Below are 24185 nucleotides of genomic sequence, written 5' to 3' on the forward strand. Positions count from 1 at the left end.
CTTTTTATGTGAGACTTTCATCAATGTCTCTGTCTTTGATATATATTTATGACAAATGTCTTAGAACGTCTTTTTCATTAAAGCCAAATTCATAACTTCGCCATACATTTCAGGTTGATATGAGCGAACCGTTTCAAATCCTTGTTCATTATAGAAGTAAATGCCTTCATTATTTTGATTATCTACTTCTAAATAAACCGTATCATATTTTCCTTTAAATGCCTCTAACCCTTTTTCTAATAAATGTGTCCCATATCCTTTATGTTGTGATTCAGGATGTACATAATGTGCTGATAAATATAATTCTTCTCCATAAATAAAATTGGCAAAGCCAACAATTTCTTCATCTTCTTCGGCAACTAAAAATAGTTGTTCTTGCATACGTTTCTTCAAATGTTCTTCATTATATGAGGCTGCTAATAATTCATTGATCGTACTTGCAGCATAAATATTTAAATACGTATTGTACCAAGCCTTTGTTGCGACATCTCTAATTGCTATCGCATCGGCACTTGTTGCTTCTCTAACTCTATACATGTATGTCTCCCCTAACAATTCCAAGTTATTAATAAATGTATTATATCACATATATATCCTATTCATTTAATAGAGTGAATTAAACGTTTTGTACTTATATATTTTTTAAAAGTATTTATGAAAACATCTATCATTTTTATAAATCGTTTTTTTAATGATGCCTCTACTGTTGAAACGACTCATAAAATATTAAGACCCCCGATACATTAAGTTATAGTAAAGGGGGTGTATTAAGTCATTACCTATTTAAACAATCTTAAGAATTGCTTTGACTAAATTTGTTATTCCATTCTTTAGCTCTTTCTAAAGCGTAGGTGTCTTTCATAATGTCTCCAGGTCTTTCGGCCGTGCCAACAATATAGCCTGCTAATTCGCCACCAATAAATTCTAATGTATATTTCATTTGAGCAATACATGGCTTGGCTTTAACTTTCGGACAATCGCCACCCACTAAAATTAATCTAAATTCTTTTTTAGACATCACTTCTTTAAAATCTGAATATCTTGGATCTACCATCGATTCAGACCAATGATCAATAAAAGCTTTCATTGAAGCTGATACACTGTACCAATAAACCGGTGACGCAAAGATAACGACATCACTATCTAATACAGTTTGTATGAGTTGTTCGTAGTCATCAGAATATGTCTCAATATTTTTATTATCATGACGCACATCTCTTACTGGATTCAATTGATATTTAGTAAGATCTAACCACTGGTGTTCAACATTTTCTAGCGCATATTTTGTGAGTTGTGCAGTATTGCCTTCTGGACGACTACCACCAAATAATACCGTAATCATTCATTATTCCTCCTATATCATTTCAGTTTGAAACGCTTTCATTTATTCAATATCTTTCCTTACCCGTTTATAAAAGTTTTATGTATGTATTGAGCAAAATATTGTTATTATCCAAAGATAATTTTTCCATTAAAAAAATACCCGTAAAAAACTATGTACTAGTTCCTTTACGGGCATATTCTAAAAAAAGTTAGTGACTCAAATGATTTCATCACTTTCAATATTATTTATTAATCGGGAATAATGAATCAATTTGATTAATTTCATCTTGAGATAATTCGACATTAGCTGCATCAATATTTTCTATCACTTGTTCTGCACGTTTAGCTCCAGGGATAACAACGTCTAATGCAGGACGAGTTAAGTAAAATGCTAAAACGATATTAGCAATAGAAGTTTGATGCGCTTCGGCGATATCTTTAAGTTGATTGACACGACGCACGTTATCTTTAAACACTTCTGGTTTAAAGTCTCTTCTTGTCGCACGGTGATCATCAAATGTTGTATCTTCATCATATTTACCTGCAAGAATACCAGATGCTAATGGGAAGTATGGTACAAATGTAATTTGATTTTCTGCTGCATATTGCATCACTTCTTCATTTTCTCTATGCAATAAATTATATTCTAACTGCACAACATCTACATAGCCATCTTTATTAGCCTCTTTCAATTGGTCTAATGTAAAGTTAGATACACCAATTGCTTTGATTTTCCCTTCTTCTTTTAGCTCTTGTAAAGCAGCGACAGCTTTGTCTTTTGGCGTATTATCATCTGGGAAATGAATATAATACAAGTCTATATAGTCAGTTTGTAGACGTTTCAAACTGTTTTCAACTTGTTGTTTAATAAATTCAGGGTCATTATTTTGTTGTACATTATCATCTTCATCGAAATAATGAGATCCTTTTGTAGCAATTTTAACCTGTTCTCTTGGATATTCTTTGACTACTTCTCCAACTAATTCTTCAGAACGCTCTGGACCGTATATATAGGCTGTATCAAGTAAAGTAATACCATGATCTATTGCTTTTCTTACAACTTCTTTTCCTTGTTCCTCATCTAAATTTGGATATAAGTTGTGTCCACCAACTGCATTTGTACCTAATGCAATAGGGAAAACTTTAACATCTGATTTACCTAAAGTGACTTCTTTAGCCATAATAGACATCTCTCCTTCAGTGATTATATATTTAATATTTACCCTAATTTAAATCTAATCATTCATAAGGAAATCGCTACTTTATTATTAACAAAAAAAGAGGACTGACAAAAGTTTTGTGCATTTGAAACGCTTTAACAGTGTCCCAAAAGCAGGATTTTGTCCCGACCTCTTCATTCATCATATATTATTTAACTGCTTTTTTCTTAGCTAGCTTTTCTTTTAATTTACGATCTTGTTCTTCTTTACGACGTTTACGTTCTTCATTTCGCTTTCTTAGTCGCTCTTCTTCTTCAGGATCTCTAGGTTTTTTAAGTTGTTTCGTAACCTTTTCCATTAATTCTTCTTCAGTCAAAGCAGCAAGTGGACGATTATTCACAAATGCAAAGGTTTTTCGTCTACCAGGACCACAATATGACTGACAACCAATTTCTATCTCTGCATCGGGATCAAGTTTTTCTAATTTCTTTTTTAATGTTTTAATATTTACAGCCTGACATTCATCACAAATTAAAAACTTATTCTTCATATTGCTTCCCACCTTTCTGCTCATTTGTTTTATTTCCAATCTACTTTTTAACGTTCATGTTAATTGTCTGGAACATGAATAAATGTCCCAGTATATAATCATATTTACCAATAGTAGCTTTTAAAGCCATTCTTTTCTTTAAAACCTTAGTATTTCTTACGCATATTCATAATATCTATGATTCTTATTAAGAATAAATGAGCTAAGGTTAATGCGTTTGAACCACTACATAATAATCGAAAAGTGGTTCTTCATTACTTCTGTTCCGCTCGTTTCTATTAATTATCAACTCTAATTATTTTACTCTTTTTATTTAAAAATTCAAGGTCATTTTTTCCAACACGCTTTTAGAACATAAAAAAACAACCTTTTTAAATGAAAAACTCAATGACCATCTAAAAGATGAGATAGATGATCATTAATTATCATTGTAAAGATTGTTTCATTATTGTCCGTGATAGATTTTAAATTGTAATGGTTTGATATCATTCTCTATCCATTCATCGTAAATCTTTTGTTTATCTACATGTTGATGAATAATAGTGATACCGCAATCGCCACCACCTGCACCTGATGTTTTAGCAGCGCCACCATGCTTTTCAGCAATATCACATAATGATTTTAATTTATCCGTTTCAATATCAACTGATGCTTGGTCATCCATCTTACGAATGATGGCGCGATTTTGACGAATCATTTTTTGGACGCCTTTAATATTGTTAGTCTTAAATGCATGAATTAAATATTCAACACATTGATGAGAATGATCTAAGAACTCACCATAAAAAGCCGGGTCCGCTTTTAGTCGTTTAACTTCGCTTACTAAATGCGGTGAGGATGCAGGTGATCCAGTCCAACCGATCAGAACTTCCATATTTTCTGGTGCTTGCAATGGCTCGATATGTAGACCAGGCCAGTTCTTCTCTAATACTGTATTGACCGATGTTGTTTCGATTTGTTGTTTCACCCAATCATGATCAAACGTACTATACGCTAGCCAACCACTATAAACACTTACTGCAATATCGCCACAAGAACTTAAACTTTGTAATTTCATATTTGAAATAACAGCTAATTTATAAATATAAAGATTGGATAATTCTAGTCCATAAAATTCATTCAATACTTTAACTACTGAAACTAGCACTGCTGCACTCGATCCAAGTCCATATTTATTACCATTCGCATCATCTAAGTTACTGTCTATCGTTAAATGAAAGTGTTTTAACGGAATCTCACAACTTTTGGCATATTGCTCAAATACCTCTATTGCTGTAACAACATAATTTAGTTGTTTGGCAGCTTGAGGGTCAGAAATGACAATACTATCCTCATCTCTATAAAAAGTGACCGGTTCATGATGTAATGTCTTTGAGTGTATCGTACCTTCAACTTGTGTAGAAGGTTCAATAGTAGCTGTAACAAAGCGGTTTAGTGCAATTAAGACAGACTTATACCCTGGTTCTGTAACTGCATATTCACCAGCTATATAAAGTTTACCGGGTGCTTTGACCTGAATCATTCTATCATTTCCTTACTTAATTATTTCAACGCCTGTAGCGATAATATCACTCGCAATAATTTGTGATGCTTCAAAATGTTTTAAAAATTGGTCGATAACTAATTGTTTATTTTTCTTTTCGACAAGGACTTTTACATTAGGCCCTGCATCCATAGTGAAATAACAAGGCACTCCCATCTTACGACATTCATGTACAATAGCCATCGCATCGTAACTTTCTTGAACCAAATATGTAAACGGTGGTTGAGAACCTAAATTCGTTGCATGCATACGTAGACCATTGGCTTCTATGACTTCACCTAGTTGTTTAAAGTCTTTAGCTTCAATTGCTTGTTTAGCCTCTTTAATGTCTTCATCGACATGATCTAACCAATATTGATAAAAACGTGACGTATCACGTGTCAATGACATCCCAGATCGACTTGATACTTTTTTCGATTGATTATTAATGACCACAAATATCATTGAAAGTTCATCTTCCCAATGATCTGCATCTATAGGGTGTGCATATGATGTTTCATCATCATGGCCTTTTTCCCATTCTGCAAATCCACCAAAAATACTACGTGAAGCTGAGCCAGAACCACGGCGTGCTAAACGCGATAAATCTTTATCTGATAACTCAAGTTGTAACGCTTCATTACATGCCGCTGCTAATGCTGCATAAGCACTCGCAGATGATGCTAATCCAGCTGCTGTTGGTACAAAGTTTTGACTATCAATTCGTGTATGCAAGTCTGTATTAGCAATCTCTCTAACTATATCCATATATGATTGAATCTTTTTAGTTTCTTTCTCATTGGCTTCTTTACCATTTAAAATCAATTGATCAGCAGGGTAATCACTATCAAATGTGACTTTCGTTTCCGTATAAAACTTATCTAATGATACTGATAAACTATTATTCATAGGTATGATCAATTTTTCATCAGCTTTACCCCAATATTTAATCAATGCGATATTTGTATGTGCGCGTGCTTTACCACTCTTTGCCAATGGGTTAACCTCCTAAATTCTCAATCCATGTATGTGCTGCTCCAGCCTTTTCAACTGCAGCTACAATGTTTTTAGCTGTTTTTAAATCTTCAGTAAGTAATAACATACTACCACCTCGGCCGCCACCAGTTAATTTACCTGCAATGGCACCATGTGCTTTACCGATTTCTAACAACTCTTCTATTTTATCATGGCTTACTGTTAAATTTCTTAAATCTTGCTGGCATTCATTAAAAATACGGGCAATCTGATTAAAATCGTGATGTTCTATTGCTTGGCTTGCTTGATACACTAAATCCCCGATATGTTCTATATGACTCATATATTCTGGTGATTCACATAATTGGTGAACGTCTTCAACTGCTTGTTTTGTAGAACCTTTTACACCTGTATCAATGACAACCATATAACCATTTAATTGTAGTGTTTTCAACGTTTCTGCATGTCCTTTTTGGAACCAAACAGGTTTGCTAGAGACAATGGTTTGTGTATCAATACCACTTGGTTTACCATGTGCAATTTTCTCAGCCCAATTGGCCTCTTCAATTAATTCTGCGTCACTTAACGGCTTGCCTAAGAAATCATAACTGGCCCTAGTAAATGCTACTGCTATAGCAGCACTTGAGCCTAAGCCTCTAGAAGGCGGCAAATTCGTTTGTATTTTAACTAATAATGGCTCTTCTACACCTGTATTATCTATAAAGCGCGTTACCATAGACTTTAAATGCTCTGGTGCATCATACAATAGCCCATCATAAACATCACTTTCAATCGCTGAATAATTTCCTTTTTCAAGACTTTCAATTAAAACCTTAATCTTACCGGAATTAAATGGAATAGCTATAGCAGGTTGACCAAAAGTTACTGCGTGTTCACCTATCAAAATAATTTTACCGGTAGACTCCCCGTATCCTTTTTTTGTCATGTTATTATCACCTTTTAATATACCTTCACTAATCTGTTTCGTATTATTAATGCCCGTGCTTTTATTTGTACTATTAAGTTTATCATTAATAGCAAACACATGATTTTATAATTTTTGTTCAAAATCTTGCATATATTTACCTTTAAATAAGATTTTGTAAACATTTTTCGAATAATATATAAACAGTTTGCTATTTATTCTTAAATTTTTCCACCTCAACTATAATACTACAAATATTTCTTGGAATACACAGATTTATATATAATAAGGCAAGTTTAATACATAAAATTTGGCTTTCGTGAGAGATGAATGCGTAAAAAACCGCCTTATTCAAAATGCATCACAAACTAGGACTATGCAACCAGTCTCAAGTGCATAGTTATGATGACAAAAGATGTCTGAATAAGACGGTCATTACTATTTTGTTGTCTTTAATATCTAATTTATACTACTTTTCGTTCATTTTTGTAATCATTTTCGCATTACGATCAATCATCTTATCGAAATAACCCTCATAGCGTTGCCATTCTTCATCAGTGATAGGATCCATATTTAAACGTCCACCTAAATCTTTGATAGCATACAATAGTAAAAACATGACATCTTGAACTGAAATTTTTCGGTTTAATAGCGTCTCAAGTGAAGCCATACAATTGGGTTCAATGTCAGGATAAGTGAATTTAGTTGCTTCACCTTTAAGTGCATGCTCATAAAATTCTTTCATCATTAATGCACGCTCAGAACCAGATCCTTCGACACATAGATATACCTGTACAGCGATTCCACCACGCACACGTCGTTGTGAAATACCGGCAAATTTCTTACCATCAATACTCAAATCAAATTTACCAGGACAGTATGAACGTTCAATTTCATGTGTATCGATGTCTACATCTTCATCTTCAAACATTTTAGCAATAAGTAAGTACATGACTGTAAATGCCTCATCTATTGTTGTCTCTGTCTGTCCTTTGAACATCAATGAAATATTGAGCACACCTTGGTCTAAGACAACCCCTAGACCTCCCGAATTACGTACTATTGCATTATATCCTATTTTATCTGTTAAAAAGGCAATACCATCCTTTAAAAACGGTAAACGTGAATCATGAATGCCTAAAATCACTGTATGTTGGTGAACCCATGTTCTCACTACATTAGGTGACATATCTTTGCCTACACTTTCGCAAAACGTATCATCAAAAGCAAATGATTGCATAGGTTCTAAGCCACTAGAATGATCTACATATCGCCATTCAATACCATTAAAATATTTGTTACCTAAATCCATTATTGTAATGACTGTGCAGCAGTAATAATTGATAAATTATAGACATCTTCGATAGAGCATCCACGTGATAAATCATTTACAGGAGAATTAAGTCCTTGAAGAACCGGACCAACAGCGTCATAGCCACCTAATCTTTGTGCAATCTTGTAGCCAATATTACCCGCTTCTAAACTAGGGAAAATGAACACATTTGCATCTCCTTGAATTTTTGCACCTGGTGCTTTTTTCTCAGCTACACTTGGTACAATTGCGGCATCAAATTGGAATTCACCATCAATGACAACATAATCTAATTGTTCTTCAGCTACTTTATCTTGTGCTAATTTCAATGCATCTTGAACTTTAGTCACATCGTCTGATTTAGCAGAACCTTTAGTTGAAAAGCTTAACATAGCAACTTTTGGTTCCATACCGAAACTTTGAGCAGATTTGGCACTTTCTACTGCAATTTCAGCTAATCCTTGTGCATCCAATTCTGGATTAATTGCACAATCACCAAAGATATATTGTTCTTCACCTTTCATCATAAAGAAGATCCCTGATGTTTTAGAAACACCTGGTTTAGTTTTAATGACTTGTAGTGCTGGACGTACTGTATCTCCAGTAGAATGTGCTGCACCACTTACTAATCCTGCTGCTTTACCAGTGTATACAAGCATAGTTCCAAAGTAATTAACATTATCTAATAATTCTTCAGCTTGTTCTTTTGTCGCTTTACCGTTACGACGTTCAACAAATGCGTCTACCAATTCTGATTTCAATTCACTTGTTGAAGGATCGATGACTTCTATATTGGCAAGGTCTAAACCTTTGTCTTTTGCTAATGATTGAATCTTATCTTTATTACCTAAAACGATTGGTGTTACATAGTCAGTCACTTGTAATTGCGTTGCTGCAGTTAACACACGTTCGTCTTCCCCTTCAGGTAATACAATATTTACATTTTTCCCTGCTAATTTGTCTTCTAATACGTTTAATAGATTAGCCATAATGTCCTCCTTGAATTTCATTTCATAATAACGTTTACAAAACTAATTATACGTCATTTTAAAATAGAATGCCATTTCACTCTTTTGTAATCATTTACTTAGTAGTTAGCTATTTGTTTATGATAAAATTTAGTATGAATTGAACATATAGTTTTAAAGGAGCGATAAACATGAGTGAAGCAGCCGAAACACTAGACGGTTGGTACAGTTTACATTTATTTTACGCAATTGATTGGGCAACATTTAGATTAGTACCAGAAGAAGAACGTGAAACTATGATTACTGAATTTGAAAATTTCGTGAACAGTAAAGCGGAAGCAAGAACAACACGTACTGGCGATCAAGCAGTTTATAATATTACTGGTCAAAAAGCAGATTTATTATTATGGTTTTTACGACCTGAAATGAAAGAACTCAATTCAATTGAAAACGAGCTTAATAAGCTACGTATTGCAGATTTCTTTATTCCAACATACTCATATGTATCTGTTGTCGAATTAAGTAATTATTTAGCAGGTAAATCTGATGAGGACCCTTATGAAAATCCTCATGTAAAAGCTAGATTATACCCTGAACTACCTCATGCAGAATATATTTGTTTCTATCCAATGGATAAACGTAGAAATGAAACATATAACTGGTACATGTTACCTATGGAAGAAAGAAAATCATTGATGTATAACCATGGTATGATTGGCCGTAAATATGCCGGTAAAATCAAACAATTCATCACAGGTTCTGTAGGTTTTGACGATTTTGAATGGGGTGTCACATTATTCTCTGATGACATTCTACAATTCAAAAAGATTGTTTATGAAATGCGTTTTGATGAAACAACTGCACGTTACGGAGAATTTGGCAGTTTCTATGTTGGCCATATCTTAAAATCAGAAGACTTTACTCAATTTTTTAAATTTTAAATATAAGCGATGTCGATGAATCCTTATGATGAATCCTTATTAAATAGGGATTCATCGTTTTTTAATGGCATAAAAAAGTACACTTTGCATGCAAAGTGTACTTCTGACGAGTAGTATCCTTGGGAGAACTTTAATCACTACTACGTATAAGTTAACTACAAAAAATATATTGTCGCTACCCAATATATTCTGTAATAGTTAACTAATGTTATTTTAACCATTTTGAAATATTTGAAACATAACTTTAGTGTTTATTTATATAAAAGATGTAATAAGTTTATATAAGTTGACAATTGAACCTACAAAACCTACATTTTCTAAAAATTATCAAATAATGTTCAATATAAAACCATTCTACATTATATATCCAAACAACCATAATGCGTCTTCTTACTTTTGCAGTCTTTACTTCATTTCGCCTTTTATTAAGACACCTTTAACTTTATATAATGGTTTTTTCTCAATACATCCTCTATAATAAATCTAACTTCAAAATTTTTAAAAATTGGTGATTAGATGACAAAAGTAGTGAATGAAAACGATCATGAGCGTCTTATTAAAGATGTTGTCATGTTGGCAGCGCGCATTTTACTAGAATCTGGTGCTGAAGGTACAAGAGTCGAAGATACAATGAATCGCATCGCCAAAAAATTAGGCTATCAAGAGAGCAATAGCTTTGTTACAAATACAGTAATTCAATTCCATTTACACAACGAATCAACACCTCGCATGTTCAGAATTAATGCGCGAGATACGAATTTAATTAAGATTTCTCAAGCAAATGAAATTTCTCGTTTGATCACTAAAGGTGCTATCACATTAGAAGAAGCTAAAGAAAAATTAGAGAAAATATATGTTGCTAAACGAGATAGTAGTCTCCCCTTCAAGGGATTTGCAGCAGCAATGATCGCTATTAGCTTTTTATATTTGCAAGGTGGTTCACTTATAGACATTTTGACTGCCTTACTTGCAGGAAGTCTAGGTTATCTAGTCGTTGAAATTCTAGATAGAAAACTACATGCACAATTCATTCCTGAATTTATTGGTTCCGTCGTCATAGCCATTATAGCTGTTGCCGGTCATACCCTCATACCTCATGGCGATCTCGCAACAATTATTATTGCTTCAGTCATGCCTATTGTACCTGGAGTATTAATCACAAATGCCATTCAAGATTTATTTGGTGGTCATATGCTAATGTTTACCACTAAATCATTAGAAGCACTTGTCACTGCCTTTGGTATAGGTGCTGGTGTTAGTTCAATTTTAATTTTAGTCTAGGAGAGCTGTTATATGTTTTGGATATTAAATTTTATATTTAGTTTTTTAGCATCGCTGTTCTTCTGCGTGATATTTGATGCTCCTAGAAAATTATATCTTTCTTGTGGTGTTGTAGGTGCGTGTGGATGGATGATATATATTCTCTTTTATAATGGTTTACAAGTACACACCATATATTCTAGTTTCTTTGGCAGTCTTGCGTTAGGCTTATTAAGCCACTATATGGCACGATATAAGAAAGAACCAGCAATTATCTTTATGGTTACTGGAATCATTCCATTAGTACCTGGAGGACTTGCCTATTATGCTACTAAAAGCTTAGTCCTTTTACATTTCAATAAAGCCATCAATACGATGTTAGAGGTGACATTAATCGCAGGCGCAATAGCCCTGGGCTTACTTTTTGCAGATCAAATCTCAAAAATTATTATCTCTGGCTTCGATAGAACAAGAAAGAAATTATAAGTCATAATATAAATAAAAAAGTCATGGTGAGTATAAAGAGATTCTCTCTTCACTCACCATGACTATTTTTTATGATTTATGATTTGCTGGTTCTTCGACCATACTTTCTACTTCGTCTTCACTTCTATTTAAAATTAATCTACTTAATTCATCATTGTCCATTTTTTTAAGTTTAGGATAGCGAATCGCAAAGAAGACTAATCCTAATACTAACCATATACCTAATGCAATGTATGATGGTAATGATAATGAAGCCGGTGTACCAGGAATCAATAATAAACATAAGAAGATAAATGATACGACTGAACCGATGATACCGAATGTTTTATAAATAGGTGCATACGTATTACTTTGTTTATTATAACTAAATAATTTAGTAGCTGATAAACAGGTTACAAAGTACGCAACAGAAACACCTGTTGATGACATATCAACTATCCATGTTAACGCTGTACGTCCTAACCATGGCGCAATTAATGATACACCTACTAAGAAAATAATTGCCACATAAGGTGTTTTGTATTTACTGTGAATACGACTGAATACGCTTGGCATAATGCCTGAGCGTCCCATTGAGAAAAGCAGTCTACTGGCACTCATTAAGAAACCATTTAATCCAGTAAAGATGCCCATCATAATGGCAATGGCTAAAACGGCTAATCCAACATAACCAAATGCTGATTGCGTTTCAGCACCTGTTAACCATAGTTGTCCATTTAAACTTTTCTGATTTGTACTTAACCATCCTGTATATAACAACATCACTACATAAGTCATTGATGCTGCAAGTAAACTATAGACGATTAATTTAAATGTCTTATTAGGCGCAAAGTTAAATTCTTCAGCTGTCTGCGGAATATTATCAAATCCTACATAAGCCCATGGCGCAATCGATACAATCGTAATAATTGAGATAAACCAACCTTGTTCTGGATTAGCCAAAGGTTGTAAATTATCTAAAGCAAAATTATTACCAAAGAACGAACCAAAGAACATCAGTAATACTACAACAACCATCGCTACACAGAAATAATATTGTAACGAGCCAGATACGCTTGCACCTCTAATAGCTACAAACATAAATACAAGCAACAATATTGTCGCAATAATAATTTCTGTTATGTAGACGTCCCAACCTGCAACAGTGTATAATTTCCCATTATTCAATACATTAGGTAATAAGAATTTAATCAATAGACTAAATGCGGTAGCATTTAAAGCTACGACACAGACATACCCAAAGGTTAAGAACCATGAAGAAAAGAAACTCACATATCTACCGAAACTTAAAAAACTAAATGCAAACGCCCCACCTGATACAGGGAATTTTTCTACTAAGGCACCATAACTTACTGCAATTAAAATCATAAGCAAGGCACCGATCACTATACCGATGGATGCTGCAATGGGACCTGATTGTCCTATCCAGTCACCTGGAAGAATAAATGCGCCCCAACCAATACACGAACCATATGCAATCGCCCAAACAAACTTCTCTGATAAGTTTTGTTTGAGGTCGCCTCTATCTACCTGTTTATTTTTGTCATTTTCCATAATTAAAAACTCACCTCGAGATATTCATATACCCGAAAAGGTGAGTCATGTAACTTAATTATTAAATTATTGTTATCAAATTTACATGTAATTCGTAAAATTACCATACATTATGCTGAGAATTTAAATGTAGCAATAATAAGCATTAACCAACCAACGATGAATAAAACGCCTCCAATTGGCGTAATGGCACCTAAAATACGAATTTGAGTTAACGCTAAAACATATAATGATCCACTAAAGAATACAATACCGAAGAAGATGAGCCAACCTGCCCAATTCACATTAATAGGTGTTGTACCACTAATGACACCGATGATAAGTAATGCTAAGCCATGATACATTTGATACGTTGTTGCCTTTTCCCAAACAGACATGTATTTGTCCGATAGTTTACCTTCTAAACCGTGTGCCCCAAATGCGCCAGTACCTACTGCCATCATTGTATTTAAGGCCCCTAAAATAATAAATAATTTCATCATAATTTACGTTCTCCTTTATTATTAAAAATCAAATATCGATTCACCGTTTCCAATTTCATCATCTGTTGTCATTAAATTAGAATTAGATAACGTTGAGGATGATTGTTCTTTATTTGAATGATTTGTATGCGTCACCTTTCCACCCATTGCTTGAATTTCTTCTGGTGTCACATGATCATATGACTTTTGCTGATTTGTTGTCTTCATCAACTTATTCTGTGTATCAATATCTGTGTGTGTAAAATCATTATGTTGTAAGCTTTGCGTAGATGATGTTGTGTACAGAGATGTAATGGTGTGTATGGCATACATATGTTTCTCAAATTCATGTTGTGATGATGATTCATCAGCTTGAACTAATTCACGCTCAATTAATTGAATAATTTTGTCTTTATCCATGTGTTGTATCCTCTCTTTCACACCATTGAATAGGTGTTTGCCCTTTAGATTCTAAATATGCGTTTGCTTTAGAATAAGGTTTTGAGCCGAAGAAACCTCTATAGGCCGATAAAGGACTTGGATGTGGTGATTTTATAATAAAATGTTTAGACGTATCTATTAACTTTATTTTTTGTTGGGCCGGTTTTCCCCATAAAATAAAGACGACGTCTTCTCGCTCTTCTGAAATTGTGCGAATCACTTCATCTGTAAATATTTCCCATCCAATGTCTTTATGAGAATGTGCTTCACCTTGTCTTACTGTTAAAACCGTATTCAAAAGTAAGACACCTTCTCTTGCCCAATCTTGTAAATGAGGTGACTGACGTCGACATCCTATATCGTCTTCTAATTCTTGGTACATATTTCTTAATGAAGGCGGAAATTTCGCATTTGGTTGAACTGAAAAAGCTAAACCATGTGCTTGATTAGGACCATGATAAGGATCTTGTCCTAATATCACGACCTTAATATTTTCAAATGGTGTTAAATCAAAAGCTTGATAGATATTTTCTCTATCTGGATATACGACTTGTGTTGTATATTCCTTTTCAAGAAAGTCATGCATAGCTTTAAAATCATGTTTTGTCGTTATATTGTGAAATACTTCAGACCATTCCATCCTATTCACCTCAATGGTATTTTAACACAACTATCTCTATAAATTATATTGTCTCATTAATGTAAACTGTATAAATAGAAAAGTTTACAAATGTATTCGTTTTGTATATAGTGCATATTAAGATGACTTAAGTTTGGAGCGACGTATATGTGTACAGGATTTTCATTTTTCACACAACAACAACATCATTATTTAGCTAGAACGATGGACTTTGCATTTGAATTTAACGGAGTACCAACTGCAGTACCTAGAAACTTTGAGTATCAATTTGATTTAGAGCCTTCAATGAAACTGACCTATGGCTTTGTAGGAACAAATTTAAAGGTAGGCCGCTATCGATTCGGGGATGGTATTAATGAATGTGGTGTAGCAATTTCGAATCATTATTTCACCGGTGAAGCTTCCTACAGTAAACATAAGAGATATGGCTATTTCAATATGGCTCCTGAAGAATTTATTATTTGGGTTCTAGGTTTCACTAAAAGTATTCAAGACTTAAAACATAAAGTTAAAAAAGTTAATATTATGAATGAAAAAAACGAAACACTAAATATTGTACCTCCACTTCATTTTATTATCACTGACCGTGAAGGACATACCGTTTCAGTTGAACCACATAATGGTCTACTTATCGTTAAAGATAATCATGTAAAGGTACTAACCAATGCCCCGAAATTAGAATGGCATATTGAAAATTTAAGGAATTATGCATTTTTATCACCTGAAAAGTCAACTAATCAACTAGTTGGTAAAGTTCTTGTGCGTTCTATGGGTTGTGAGGCAGGCACTAACGGTTTACCAGGCGGCTATACATCTACTGAGCGCTTTGTTAGAACAACTTATTTAAGACATCATTTGCCTCAATCACACGATGAAAGCGTAAATTTAATGAATTGCTTTAAAGTGTTAGACGCAGTGAGTATTCCTCAAGGTGCAGTGGTCGATGCAGGAGAAACGCATTATACACAATACCAACTAGTAATGGATAGTAAAGACCGTGCGTACTACATCAAACCCTATTTCACGAATCAAATATTTAAAATACAATTAAACGAACAATTACTTACTAAAAAAGATATGACTTTTATAGATGTTAATCATCAGTTGACCATTACACAATTGAATTAAAACAATTAACCAAGCCTACCATAGCACAATTTTATTTTTCTCATACTTGAATCGTGATATGATGGTACATGTATTAGAAAACATTGGGAGTGAATACAAATGGCATTAAAAAAAGTATTAACAATAGCTGGTTCAGATACTAGTGCAGGTGCTGGTATGCAAGCAGATTTAAAAACATTTCAAGAGTTAGATGTCTATGGTATGGTCGCTTTAACAGCTATCGTTACAATGGATAAAGCAACATGGTCTCACGATGTAACACCATTACCTATGGATGTATTTGAAAAACAACTTGAAACTGCAATTTCAATTGGTCCAGATGCTATAAAAACAGGCATGTTAGGTACTGAAGAAATTATCAAACGTGCTGGTGAAGTATATGAACAATCTGGTGCAGACTACTTCGTTGTTGATCCTGTAATGGTATGTAAAGGGGAAGATGAAGTACTTAACCCGGGAAATACTGACGCAATGATTCAATATTTATTACCTAAAGCAACGGTCGTGACACCTAACCTATTTGAAGCTGGACAATTATCTGGCCTAGGTAAACTTACTTCTATCGAAGACATGAAAAAAGCAGCTCAAATCATTTTTGATAAAGGGGCTAAACATGTCATTATTAAAGGTGGTAAAGCACTAGACCAAGATAAATCATATGATTTATACTACGATGGCCAATCATTCTATCAATTAACAACGGATATGTTCCAACAAAGTTACAATCACGGTGCAGGTTGTACATTTGCAGCAGCTACCACAGCTTATCTTGCAAACGGTAAATCTCCAAAAGAAGCTGTCATAGCAGCCAAAGCTTTCGTTGCTTCAGCTATTAAAAACGGTTGGAAAATGAACGATTTTGTAGGACCCGTTGATCACGGTGCCAATCGTCGTGTTGAACAAATCGACGTACAAGTCACTGAAGTGTAAACCATAATGGTACTTTCAAGCTCAAAAAGAACATTAACGTTCTTTTTGGGCTTTTTATGTCTCTATAAATTATGAAAATGGACTACGCATAAAGTCGTAGTCTTGCCTCCAATGTTTGACTGATACAAAGTTGATACTAGAGCCTCATGTTTTTTATTAAAAAGAGAGAGATTATATAAAGTGTAGAGAGACAAAGGAGGCAAGACAACATGATTATTCATAAACAAGATATACAAAATGGTGTCCCTATGTATGAAATCATCACGAAAAAGTTCAAGACAATAACAGTTAAATTTGATGAAACTTTAAATGACAATGATATCTATCGCTTGCTCTCTCTACTAGAAAATGACATAGACACTATGCAATTCAGTCAAACATGAGTGTTATTTTCAACATCAAAAAAGAGATACATTATTTGCTATTGAACATTAATCATTCCATATTGTATAGCTGCCCAAAATGATGATTTTAAAGTTGCTTGTCCCCTAACCAATGCATACTTTAAATGCCATCACCCCTAAAATACTCATCTTAATATTGATCAAAAGCACTATTGTTAGCCAAAGTTGTCCCCTTTGGCGCTCAGAGAGAAACTTTGAGCTATTCTAACAATAGTGCTTTTCTTATTGAATCCAATTTACATATAAGCATAAAAACACAAGAGTCAAGCAAAGCATTCTATAGTTTTATTAATTTTATTAACGAATTTGCATAAACTTATATCACTTTAGATTTTTATGATTTAAGTATAAAATATAATGTTATATTAATTTATGAAAGAGTTACCTTTAAATTAATAGAAAAGGAGTGTTTATATGATAACCAAATGTCGCAATGCCATAACCTTGGTACTACTGTTTTTAATGGGATTGAGTATCTTTAGTTTTCTCAATCAAGCACATGCAAACTCAAACGTAAATCAAGAAACCACACAATCCAATAGTACTCAAGTTAAAGTAGAAAATAAGGATGTTCCTAAAGATGTTGACCGTTTAGCAAAGAAAAATTTCCTATCACATGTCAGTTTGCTAGATCAAGCATCTCACACTTCAAAAAGTGCTTATACATTGGGTGAGCCATTCAAAATTTACAAACTCAATAAACAAAGTGATGGCAACTTCTATTATCCCGTCCTTAATAAAAGTGGCGATGTAAAATATATCGTTACAATTTCTCCTAATCCTTCTAATAAAGCAAAATATTCAATTAATGTTTCCCCTTTCATTTCAAAAGCATTAAATAACTATAAAAATCAAAAGGTCACTATCTTCACTAGTAAAAAAGGTTACTTTATAATGGGTGAAGATAAAGCACCTCACTTAGTTTTAAAAACACCTCGACAATATGCCAAATCAGATAAAAATCTTACTAAAGAATCAGCCGTAAGATATAGTAATGAATTTAACCAAACAAGCCATATTGCAAAACCAATTACTAAATATCAAACAGCTATTAATCAACAACCTCAATATGTTAATACCCTTAAAAATATGCAAATTAGAGAAACTCAAGGCCAAAATGGATGGTGTGCAGGTTATACTATGGCATTTTTATTAAATGCTACTTATAACACTGGTCATTATAATGCTGAAATGATTATGAGAGCATTACATCCAAATCTAAGTGGCCAAGCCTTCCAATTCACAGGGTTAACCCCTCAAGAAATGATGAGATATGGTCAATCTCAAGGTAGAAATGTCAATTACTTAAATAGAATGCCTCAGTTTGATGAAGTAGATAGATTAACTAAACAAAATAAAGGTATTGCTTTAATCAGTTCTAGTGTAGAACCTAGAAACGGTATTCATGCTGGTCATGCTATGGCTGTTGCTGGTAATGCTGTATTAAATAATAACCAACGTGTTATTCTAATATGGAATCCATGGGATAATGGTTTAACTACGCAATCAGCTGACAGTAATGTGATACCTGTGTCTGATGGTACTCATTTTAGATGGAATGCTTCCATTTATGGTTACTAATAATGTGAAAGATAGAGGGACTATATGACTCAATTCGAAATAATCAATATTATAGATGTAAATCCCTACTCTCCAAATAGTTCATTCCTTAAGGTTTTAGAGGGTAATTGGTTTCCTAAAAATTTTGACACAACACCTCTTAAATTCGTATTTAATGAAACAATGCAACCAAGTTATTACTGTACCAAATTAGATACTAATCAACGGACGATTGTATTAACTGAAAAATCCACTTTATCTATAGTGATTGAAATATGCATCATCAATCCAAATAAAATCATTTTCAATTTAATTAATATCAATGCTATTGGCGCTTCACCTAAGATTATATTTGAAAGATAGGCAATAGAAGGTAACTCTTTCATAGCAATATAAAAAGGCTAAAAGATGAAATACACATTTCACCTTTTAGCCTTTCTTTAATGACTATTACTTACTCTGTTTCACTTTAGAATGTATCTAACAATAAGTAACTAAAATCATCATATTAAATTAAAAGTTTTCTTTATCTTGTCTTTCTTTAACCCACCATAATGCTTCCTTAGGGTGTGCTTCATAATATGCTCTATCTTCTTCATTATCTACGTTTGGATAAGACCCTTTAAGTGACTTACCAGCTGTAGTGACATGAAGTAATAAAATGACTAAGAAACCAATCACACTAATTGCTGTTAAATAGTACGCTGGCGCTAATACATTACCAGTAGATTCAACTAACCATGACGCAACTAATGGTGTTGTACCACCAAAAATTGATACTGAGATGTTGAATGTGATTGATAACGTACGATATCTAATATGTGTATAGAAAATTGTTGGTAACGATCCAGGCATTGTTGCTTCATACGTTGATAAGAAGAAACCTAAGATAAGTACACCAATAATAATAAACGGTAAAGATTTAGTTGCTAACAATGAAAATGCAACAATACTTAATAATGTAAGTCCACCTGTACCGATTAAGAATACTTTTTTCTCTCCAATTCTATCAGCCATTTTACCAAATCCTAATGCTAAAGGAATCATAATAGCCATCACACAAGTAATAATCACACTTGTCGTTGTTTCGTCTACTTTCGCTACTTGCCCTAAGTATGTTGGTAAATATGCAGTCACCATATAGTTTGTAACATTGAAGAATACTACCGCAACAAAGCAAACTAAGATATCTTTATAATAATAGCGAATAATACCGAAGAAACCGATTGTATCACGTTTCGGTGTTGTTGCTACATCATTTTCATAAACTGGTGATTCTTCCAATTTACGACGTAAGTATAACCCAAATAATCCTAAGAATAATCCTAAAATAAATGGAATTCTCCAACCCCATGATTGCATTTGATCATGTGTTAAGAAGAAACTTAATAACGCAATCATAATTGACGCTGCAATGTAACCTGATAATGTACCAATTTCAAGCCCGCTACCTAAACTGTTACGTTTTTTATCTGGAGACGATTCAGCCACATAAGTCATGGCACCTGCATATTCCCCACCAGTTGAGAAACCTTGCAATATACGCGCCAATAGTAAGAGGATAGGCGCCCATATACCAATCGTATCGTAATTCGGTAATAACCCGATTGTTAGTGTTGAAAGGGCCATTAAAATAATAGTCGTTGTTAATACAACTTTACGTCCATATTTATCTCCAATAATACCAAATACTATTCCACCAATAGGTCTAAGTAAAAACGCTATAGCTAGTGCAGCAAATGTAAAGATTTGTTGTATTTGAGGGTTTTGCACTGGAGAAAAGAAATTCGCTCCTATGTATGCAGTCGTATAAGCATAAACACCAAAGTCAAACCATTCCATGGCATTACCAATACCGGTTGCAACAACGGTTTTTTTCGCTTTTTGAGCGTTGACCATGTTAATATTTTCTTTTTCGAAATCCATGAATTTAAACACTCCCTTTTATATGTTACATAATTATACTCAGTTAAATATCAATGTCAAATTAATTCAAAATTAATTCTTTTCAAAAATACAAGTTTATTCAATTTGCAGAATATTTTATTTAACATTTGAACCCGACACGATTAACTAAGTGTTATACGAATAATAATTTGAAATGATTATTTTTTTATCTATTTTTAAATATAGATAGTTTTACCCTCTCTTTTTTGATCCAAACCGTTTAAAATAAACATATTTGTCAATCATTAATGATATCAATGGTTTTAAGGCAACAAACTTGTACTATCTTCACTAAATAGCGCCACCATTCACTTTATCAAACTAAAATTTCTTTTAATTTGATATCGGTGTCATTTCATAATAATGTTTCTTGATTTCACCATAGCTTCATTTTCATAATCAATTGGACAAAAATACTATTTTAAATATATATACATCTTCAGTTATTTTTATTAATTTGGAATCATTGCTAAAATTTGACGTTTTTTGCCTCTCTTTTTCTCAAAATTTCCCGTAAAATCGCTTTTCAAATAATCTATGTAACAAATTTATTATTTTAGGTATATTAATTCTATAATTTTAAAATAATGATTTAGTTTATGTAGAAGCAAAATAAATATTGCCCCTTTTGTATTTCTTTAATAACTTCAAACTTACATTTAACATTCTAAATGCCAGCAAAGTAATAACACTTCACTGGCATTAAGATAATCTATTTATAGTATGGTATTGATTTCATCCGCTTCATTTAAAATATAATCTGGATTTTCTCTTAATAATGCCTTTGCGTCAAAAGCACCCCAAGTTACACCACAAGACTTAATACCAGCTGCTTTAGCCATTTGAATATCATGTATAGCGTCGCCAATGTATATACTGCGTGCCGGATTAAGATGATGATTCTGAATAATATAGTTGATACCATCTGGATCTGGTTTATAACGTGTTACTTTATCAGAACCAATAGCTTCTTTAATAAATCTACCAAGGCCTAAATGGTCTAAATTTCTCAACAATACCTCTGTTTTTTTACTAGAAACCACAAACACCTGCTTCTTTTTTCTCAATAATTGTTCTAATGTTTCAGATATACCGATTACCGAACATAAATATGTTGTTTCTAATTGACGGTATTGTTCTCTAAATAATTGTAACAATTGATTTAATGCATCTTCTGTTAAAAAACGGTCACTCATTTCTATAAATGACTTTTCAATAGGAATCACCATATAATGTACAATATCTGCATCACTTGGTTCAGATAATCCAAATTGCGCAAAAGCTTCTTTAGTTGCTTCAATAGAGCACTGCTTAGAATTCGCTAACGTTCCATCAAAGTCAAAAATATAGTTGTCAAAATTCATGATGATCACCTCTAAAGTACATATAACATATTTTCATTATATAGTAATTTCAATAATTTTTTCTATAAAAAAAGCAACTCCCATTTCATGAGAGTTACTTTATATGATTTATTCTAAATTTGCATGATTATTTTGCATTGTCGTTTCATCTACGTCAAATTGTGTCATTAATCCAATGACTACACTATCTAAAAAGATTTGTGATGATTGTTCAAACAAACTACCTAAAGGTTGATCAGATCCAGTGGCATCATGTTTTGTACCTGCGGGTAATTCAACTACTGTGTCTGCAATTTCACCAATTGCAGAATCTAGTTTAGTTGTTAGTAATACCACTTCTGCTTCAACTGATTTCGCTTTATCTGCTAATAAGCGAAGATGTTCTGTTGAGCCTGAACCAGAAATCACAATAAATAAATCACCTTTTTGAATTGATGGTGTTGTTGATTCGCCAATAACAAATGCTTGCTTGCCTAATTGATTGAGTCTCATTGCAAAACTATTTGCAACGAATCCAGAACGCCCCTTACCTGCAACAAATATACGTGATGCTTCAGTTACTTCTGATGCAAATCCATCAAATTCTTCATCTTTAACATGAGATAAAGTGCCCTTTAGCTCATCTAAAATTAATTGATAATGATTAAAAGTTGCCATCATTATTTACCTTCAATAGCATCACGACATTGTTTAGCTGCTTCAACAGGGTCATCAGCATTTGCGATACCGCCACCAACAATTACTAAGTCAGGTTCTTCTGCAACAATTTCTTTAATTGTATCTGGTTTAATACCACCAGCAACTGCGACTTTAGAATTTTTAATTACTGATTTAACTTTACGTAAGCTATCTAATGGAGATTGTCCTTCAGCTTGTAAATCATAACCAGTGTGCACTGCAATATAGTCAGCACCCATTTCATCTAATTCTTTCGCACGTTTTTCTAAATCTTGAACAGCAATCATATCTACTAATAATTGTTTGTCATTTTTATGTGCTTCTTCAACTGCTGCTTTAATTGATGCATCTTCAGCTACACCTAAAATTGTTACAACATCAGCGCCGAATTTAACAGCTTGGCTTACTTCATAGTCTGCTGCATCCATGATTTTTAAGTCTGCTAATACTTTAGCATTGCTTATATTTTCATTTAAATGTTGAACGGCAGGTAAACCTTCGTTAATCACAATTGGTGTACCAATTTCTACAATATCAACATATTCTTCTACTTTTTTCGCTAATTCTGCTGCTTCTTCTTTATTTAATAAATCAATAGCTAATTGTAATTCCACTATAATTCATCCTTTCAAATTTATCTGTATTTATCTATCTCATTGAATGAATTACCCTGTACACTTTTATTTTAAACGAAATATATTTTTCAAAATAGCTTAGCTATTCTTTAAGTCTGGTGCAGCCGCGTCATCTACATAGATTTCTACATTTGGATGTGTCTTTAAAATTGTAGACGGGATATCTTTGCTTACCGGTTGATTCAATAAGTCATTTATTGCTTGTTTCTTTTTCTCTCCAAACGCTAATAAAATGATTCTTTTAGCTTTAATAATTGACTGAAGGCCCATTGATATTGCTTGCTTAGGTACTTCAGACTCATCGTTAAAGTATCTACTATTTGCTTTAATTGTACTTTCAGTTAAATCCACTACATGCGTTTCACTTTCCAATGATGTTCCTGGCTCATTAAATCCGATATGTCCATTTTCACCAATACCTAACAATTGAATATCGATCGGTCCTTCTGATTCAATTAATTGATTATAGCGTCTTGCTTCTTGTTCAAAATCAACTACGTCTCCATTAGGGATATGAATCCGTTGGCGATTAAAATATGGATATTGATTAAATAATATGTCATCCATATAATAATGATAACTTTGTTCATGCTCAGGTTCTAAACCGACATATTCATCTAAATTGAACGTAGTCACTTGTGAGACATCTATTTGATTTTTCTTTAATAGTGTAACTAGACTCTGATAAACATCTGTCATAGTACCTCCTGTAGCTAATCCTAATTTACTATCTGGGCTATAGTCCATTTGTTTAAATAACTCACAGGCAACATAAAATGATGCTAATTCTTTAGAACCTAAATTAATAATTTTCATAATTAATCACCTCAAAAATTTGCTATCAACCAACATAAAAACAAACCCCTTAATTACATTTGGATTATAACACGATACAACATTTTTTTAGTACTAAAGTGATATGCCAACTTTAAAACACTGATATATATGAATAATTTTAAATTTCATAAAAGAAATTGAGCAGAGATGTACATTTATTGCGTTGTTTTTAGTAAAATAGACT

26 protein-coding genes are annotated in these 24185 nt (G+C 33.1%); 8 read left to right on the forward strand and 18 right to left on the reverse strand.

Translation table 11 applies throughout. From position 1 onward, the window contains the following. Positions 1–60: 60 nt before the first annotated feature. The 9 genes from AC2D8K_RS08710 to pta form a co-directional block, all read right to left on the reverse strand. Complete coding sequence (locus AC2D8K_RS08710; protein WP_002451072.1) at positions 61–537, reverse strand: GNAT family N-acetyltransferase; 477 nt, start codon at positions 535–537, stop codon at positions 61–63. A 256-nt stretch (positions 538–793) separates the two neighbouring features. Beyond that, complete coding sequence (locus AC2D8K_RS08715; RefSeq protein WP_002451073.1) at positions 794–1342, reverse strand: flavodoxin family protein; 549 nt, start codon at positions 1340–1342, stop codon at positions 794–796. A gap of 223 nt (positions 1343–1565) precedes the next feature. Then, positions 1566–2504 (reverse strand): aldo/keto reductase, encoded by a 939-nt coding sequence (locus AC2D8K_RS08720; RefSeq protein WP_002451074.1) that lies wholly within the window; start codon positions 2502–2504, stop codon positions 1566–1568. A 187-nt stretch (positions 2505–2691) separates the two neighbouring features. Continuing rightward, a complete protein-coding gene (locus tag AC2D8K_RS08725) occupies positions 2692–3033 on the reverse strand; it encodes a YuzB family protein (protein ID WP_002451075.1) in 342 nt (113 codons plus the stop codon). 445 nt (positions 3034–3478) lie between these two features. Continuing rightward, on the reverse strand, positions 3479–4555 hold the full coding sequence (locus AC2D8K_RS08730) for a phosphomevalonate kinase (protein WP_002451076.1): 1077 nt from the start codon (positions 4553–4555) through the stop codon (positions 3479–3481). A 12-nt stretch (positions 4556–4567) separates the two neighbouring features. Beyond that, the gene (gene mvaD / locus AC2D8K_RS08735) at positions 4568–5551 is read right to left on the reverse strand and encodes a diphosphomevalonate decarboxylase (protein WP_002451077.1); all 984 of its coding nucleotides are present in this window, start codon (positions 5549–5551) and stop codon (positions 4568–4570) included. A gap of 4 nt (positions 5552–5555) precedes the next feature. Further along, positions 5556–6476 (reverse strand): mevalonate kinase, encoded by a 921-nt coding sequence (mvk, locus tag AC2D8K_RS08740; RefSeq protein ID WP_002451078.1) that lies wholly within the window; start codon positions 6474–6476, stop codon positions 5556–5558. Positions 6477–6924: 448 nt separating this feature from the next. Then, the gene (locus tag AC2D8K_RS08745; RefSeq protein ID WP_002451079.1) at positions 6925–7767 is read right to left on the reverse strand and encodes a lipoate--protein ligase family protein; all 843 of its coding nucleotides are present in this window, start codon (positions 7765–7767) and stop codon (positions 6925–6927) included. Further along, on the reverse strand, positions 7767–8756 hold the full coding sequence (pta, locus tag AC2D8K_RS08750) for a phosphate acetyltransferase (RefSeq protein WP_002451080.1): 990 nt from the start codon (positions 8754–8756) through the stop codon (positions 7767–7769). The genes AC2D8K_RS08745 and pta overlap by 1 nt, the downstream gene beginning before the upstream one ends. A gap of 170 nt (positions 8757–8926) precedes the next feature. Here pta and hemQ point away from each other — a divergent pair, with 170 nt between their 5' ends. The 3 genes from hemQ to AC2D8K_RS08765 all read left to right on the forward strand — a co-directional run bounded on the left by hemQ (position 8927) and on the right by AC2D8K_RS08765 (position 11422). Beyond that, a complete protein-coding gene (gene hemQ / locus AC2D8K_RS08755) occupies positions 8927–9676 on the forward strand; it encodes a hydrogen peroxide-dependent heme synthase (protein ID WP_002451081.1) in 750 nt (249 codons plus the stop codon). Between the two features lie 516 nt (positions 9677–10192). Further along, positions 10193–10957 (forward strand): threonine/serine exporter family protein, encoded by a 765-nt coding sequence (locus AC2D8K_RS08760; RefSeq protein WP_002451082.1) that lies wholly within the window; start codon positions 10193–10195, stop codon positions 10955–10957. 12 nt (positions 10958–10969) lie between these two features. Next, positions 10970–11422 carry a threonine/serine exporter family protein gene (locus AC2D8K_RS08765; protein WP_002451083.1) on the forward strand — a complete coding sequence of 151 codons (453 nt, stop codon included), beginning with the start codon at positions 10970–10972 and terminating at the stop codon, positions 11420–11422. Positions 11423–11491: 69 nt separating this feature from the next. On the opposite strand, the gene AC2D8K_RS08770 is transcribed toward AC2D8K_RS08765, so the two are convergent. The 4 genes from AC2D8K_RS08770 to AC2D8K_RS08785 form a co-directional block, all read right to left on the reverse strand. Continuing rightward, positions 11492–12976 carry an APC family permease gene (locus AC2D8K_RS08770; protein ID WP_484698503.1) on the reverse strand — a complete coding sequence of 495 codons (1485 nt, stop codon included), beginning with the start codon at positions 12974–12976 and terminating at the stop codon, positions 11492–11494. 110 nt (positions 12977–13086) lie between these two features. Next, positions 13087–13455: a DUF423 domain-containing protein gene (locus tag AC2D8K_RS08775; protein ID WP_100066975.1), complete on the reverse strand. Its 369-nt coding sequence runs from the start codon at positions 13453–13455 to the stop codon at positions 13087–13089. 24 nt (positions 13456–13479) lie between these two features. Beyond that, entirely contained in the window at positions 13480–13857 is a 378-nt protein-coding gene (locus AC2D8K_RS08780) for a DUF5327 family protein (protein WP_002451086.1), read from the reverse strand. Next, the gene (locus AC2D8K_RS08785; RefSeq protein WP_002451087.1) at positions 13850–14518 is read right to left on the reverse strand and encodes a uracil-DNA glycosylase; all 669 of its coding nucleotides are present in this window, start codon (positions 14516–14518) and stop codon (positions 13850–13852) included. Before AC2D8K_RS08785 ends, AC2D8K_RS08780 begins: the two co-directional genes overlap by 8 nt. Positions 14519–14665: 147 nt before the next feature. Here AC2D8K_RS08785 and AC2D8K_RS08790 point away from each other — a divergent pair, with 147 nt between their 5' ends. From AC2D8K_RS08790 to AC2D8K_RS08810, 5 genes are all read left to right on the forward strand, one after another. Beyond that, entirely contained in the window at positions 14666–15646 is a 981-nt protein-coding gene (locus AC2D8K_RS08790; protein WP_484698505.1) for a choloylglycine hydrolase family protein, read from the forward strand. Positions 15647–15745: 99 nt separating this feature from the next. Further along, a complete protein-coding gene (gene thiD / locus AC2D8K_RS08795) occupies positions 15746–16576 on the forward strand; it encodes a bifunctional hydroxymethylpyrimidine kinase/phosphomethylpyrimidine kinase (protein WP_002451089.1) in 831 nt (276 codons plus the stop codon). Between the two features lie 209 nt (positions 16577–16785). Beyond that, complete coding sequence (vraX, locus tag AC2D8K_RS08800; RefSeq protein ID WP_002451090.1) at positions 16786–16959, forward strand: C1q-binding complement inhibitor VraX; 174 nt, start codon at positions 16786–16788, stop codon at positions 16957–16959. 435 nt (positions 16960–17394) lie between these two features. Then, on the forward strand, positions 17395–18561 hold the full coding sequence (locus tag AC2D8K_RS08805) for a C47 family peptidase (RefSeq protein WP_002451091.1): 1167 nt from the start codon (positions 17395–17397) through the stop codon (positions 18559–18561). 24 nt (positions 18562–18585) lie between these two features. After that, on the forward strand, positions 18586–18903 hold the full coding sequence (locus AC2D8K_RS08810; RefSeq protein ID WP_037552014.1) for a staphostatin A: 318 nt from the start codon (positions 18586–18588) through the stop codon (positions 18901–18903). Between the two features lie 150 nt (positions 18904–19053). Here AC2D8K_RS08810 and AC2D8K_RS08815 read toward each other — a convergent pair whose 3' ends face one another. The 5 genes from AC2D8K_RS08815 to nagB form a co-directional block, all read right to left on the reverse strand. Beyond that, complete coding sequence (locus AC2D8K_RS08815; RefSeq protein ID WP_002451093.1) at positions 19054–20466, reverse strand: MFS transporter; 1413 nt, start codon at positions 20464–20466, stop codon at positions 19054–19056. 737 nt (positions 20467–21203) lie between these two features. Further along, positions 21204–21851 (reverse strand): HAD family hydrolase, encoded by a 648-nt coding sequence (locus tag AC2D8K_RS08820; RefSeq protein ID WP_002451094.1) that lies wholly within the window; start codon positions 21849–21851, stop codon positions 21204–21206. A gap of 108 nt (positions 21852–21959) precedes the next feature. After that, positions 21960–22508 (reverse strand): 6-phospho-3-hexuloisomerase, encoded by a 549-nt coding sequence (gene hxlB / locus AC2D8K_RS08825; RefSeq protein ID WP_172852427.1) that lies wholly within the window; start codon positions 22506–22508, stop codon positions 21960–21962. Positions 22509–22510: 2 nt separating this feature from the next. Then, entirely contained in the window at positions 22511–23143 is a 633-nt protein-coding gene (gene hxlA, locus AC2D8K_RS08830) for a 3-hexulose-6-phosphate synthase (RefSeq protein WP_002449613.1), read from the reverse strand. 99 nt (positions 23144–23242) lie between these two features. Continuing rightward, positions 23243–23980 (reverse strand): glucosamine-6-phosphate deaminase, encoded by a 738-nt coding sequence (gene nagB / locus AC2D8K_RS08835; protein ID WP_002451096.1) that lies wholly within the window; start codon positions 23978–23980, stop codon positions 23243–23245. Positions 23981–24185: the final 205 nt, after the last annotated feature.

This window comes from Staphylococcus sp. 510 (genome assembly GCF_057219715.1).

Excerpts from the sequence above, each read along its gene's own strand:
- AC2D8K_RS08710 (WP_002451072.1), bottom strand. The coding sequence starts at position 537 with ATGTATAGAGTTAGAGAAGCAACAAGTGCCGATGCGATAGCAATTAGA.
- AC2D8K_RS08715 (WP_002451073.1), bottom strand. The coding sequence starts at position 1,342 with ATGATTACGGTATTATTTGGTGGTAGTCGTCCAGAAGGCAATACTGCA.
- AC2D8K_RS08720 (WP_002451074.1), bottom strand. The coding sequence starts at position 2,504 with ATGGCTAAAGAAGTCACTTTAGGTAAATCAGATGTTAAAGTTTTCCCT.
- AC2D8K_RS08725 (WP_002451075.1), bottom strand. The coding sequence starts at position 3,033 with ATGAAGAATAAGTTTTTAATTTGTGATGAATGTCAGGCTGTAAATATT.
- AC2D8K_RS08730 (WP_002451076.1), bottom strand. The coding sequence starts at position 4,555 with ATGATTCAGGTCAAAGCACCCGGTAAACTTTATATAGCTGGTGAATAT.
- mvk (WP_002451078.1), bottom strand. The coding sequence starts at position 6,476 with ATGACAAAAAAAGGATACGGGGAGTCTACCGGTAAAATTATTTTGATA.
- AC2D8K_RS08745 (WP_002451079.1), bottom strand. The coding sequence starts at position 7,767 with ATGGATTTAGGTAACAAATATTTTAATGGTATTGAATGGCGATATGTA.
- pta (WP_002451080.1), bottom strand. The coding sequence starts at position 8,756 with ATGGCTAATCTATTAAACGTATTAGAAGACAAATTAGCAGGGAAAAAT.
- hemQ (WP_002451081.1), top strand. The coding sequence starts at position 8,927 with ATGAGTGAAGCAGCCGAAACACTAGACGGTTGGTACAGTTTACATTTA.
- AC2D8K_RS08760 (WP_002451082.1), top strand. The coding sequence starts at position 10,193 with ATGACAAAAGTAGTGAATGAAAACGATCATGAGCGTCTTATTAAAGAT.
- AC2D8K_RS08765 (WP_002451083.1), top strand. The coding sequence starts at position 10,970 with ATGTTTTGGATATTAAATTTTATATTTAGTTTTTTAGCATCGCTGTTC.
- AC2D8K_RS08770 (WP_484698503.1), bottom strand. The coding sequence starts at position 12,976 with ATGGAAAATGACAAAAATAAACAGGTAGATAGAGGCGACCTCAAACAA.
- AC2D8K_RS08775 (WP_100066975.1), bottom strand. The coding sequence starts at position 13,455 with ATGAAATTATTTATTATTTTAGGGGCCTTAAATACAATGATGGCAGTA.
- AC2D8K_RS08780 (WP_002451086.1), bottom strand. The coding sequence starts at position 13,857 with ATGGATAAAGACAAAATTATTCAATTAATTGAGCGTGAATTAGTTCAA.
- AC2D8K_RS08785 (WP_002451087.1), bottom strand. The coding sequence starts at position 14,518 with ATGGAATGGTCTGAAGTATTTCACAATATAACGACAAAACATGATTTT.
- AC2D8K_RS08790 (WP_484698505.1), top strand. The coding sequence starts at position 14,666 with ATGTGTACAGGATTTTCATTTTTCACACAACAACAACATCATTATTTA.
- thiD (WP_002451089.1), top strand. The coding sequence starts at position 15,746 with ATGGCATTAAAAAAAGTATTAACAATAGCTGGTTCAGATACTAGTGCA.
- vraX (WP_002451090.1), top strand. The coding sequence starts at position 16,786 with ATGATTATTCATAAACAAGATATACAAAATGGTGTCCCTATGTATGAA.
- AC2D8K_RS08805 (WP_002451091.1), top strand. The coding sequence starts at position 17,395 with ATGATAACCAAATGTCGCAATGCCATAACCTTGGTACTACTGTTTTTA.
- AC2D8K_RS08810 (WP_037552014.1), top strand. The coding sequence starts at position 18,586 with ATGACTCAATTCGAAATAATCAATATTATAGATGTAAATCCCTACTCT.
- AC2D8K_RS08815 (WP_002451093.1), bottom strand. The coding sequence starts at position 20,466 with ATGGATTTCGAAAAAGAAAATATTAACATGGTCAACGCTCAAAAAGCG.
- AC2D8K_RS08820 (WP_002451094.1), bottom strand. The coding sequence starts at position 21,851 with ATGAATTTTGACAACTATATTTTTGACTTTGATGGAACGTTAGCGAAT.
- hxlB (WP_172852427.1), bottom strand. The coding sequence starts at position 22,508 with ATGGCAACTTTTAATCATTATCAATTAATTTTAGATGAGCTAAAGGGC.
- nagB (WP_002451096.1), bottom strand. The coding sequence starts at position 23,980 with ATGAAAATTATTAATTTAGGTTCTAAAGAATTAGCATCATTTTATGTT.